General features: G+C 63.7%; 2 protein-coding genes. Both read left to right on the top strand.

The genetic code is table 11. The features are described 5' to 3' along the window. On the top strand, positions 1-111 hold a 111-nt coding region (locus A6A04_RS21480; RefSeq protein WP_156612419.1), incomplete at its 5' end, for a DUF485 domain-containing protein. Further along, positions 111-730 (top strand): sodium:solute symporter family transporter (locus tag A6A04_RS01540; RefSeq protein ID WP_407670234.1); only part of this gene is annotated, 620 nt, incomplete at its 3' end. The genes A6A04_RS21480 and A6A04_RS01540, both read left to right, overlap by 1 nt.

Genomic DNA, 730 nt, shown 5'->3' on the forward strand with positions numbered 1-730 from the left:
ATCGGCGTGGGCGTCATCCTGAGCGCCATCGCGCTCACCGGCATCTACGTCTATCGCGCCAACGGCGAATTCGACGAGATGAACCGCCAGATCATCGAGGAATCCCGCTGATGAAGACGATGAAGACTCTGACCGCGGCCCTGCTCGCCATTGGCGGCACGGCCCTCCTGTCGTCGGCCGCCATGGCGGCCGGTGCCGAAATGGGAAATGCGGCGAAGCAGGCCACCAACTGGCATGCCATCATCATGTTCGTGATCTTCGTGGGCGCGACCCTGGGGATCACCTATTGGGCGGCCGGACGCACCAAGACCGCCGCCGACTTCTACGCCGCCGGCGGTGGCATCACCGGCTTCCAGAACGGCCTGGCCATCGCGGGCGACTACATGTCCGCCGCCTCGTTCCTGGGTATTTCCGCCCTGGTCTACGGCTCGGGCTATGACGGCCTGATCTTCTCGGTGGGCTGGCTGGTCGGCTGGCCGGTGATCCTGTTCCTGATCGCCGAGCGTCTGCGCAATCTGGGCAAGTACACCTTCGCCGATGTTTGCGGCTATCGCCTGGCCCGCACACCGATCCGCACCTTCGCCGCCACCGGCTCGCTGATCGTGGTGATCTTCTACCTGATCGGCCAGATGGTCGGTGCCGGCCAGCTGATCAAGCTGCTGTTCGGCATGGATTACATCTATGCGGTCATGATCGTCGGCGCGCTGATGATGGTCTATGTCACCTTCGG

The organism is Paramagnetospirillum marisnigri (genome assembly GCF_001650715.1).
Classification (GTDB): Bacteria; Pseudomonadota; Alphaproteobacteria; order Rhodospirillales; family Magnetospirillaceae; genus Phaeospirillum; species Phaeospirillum marisnigri.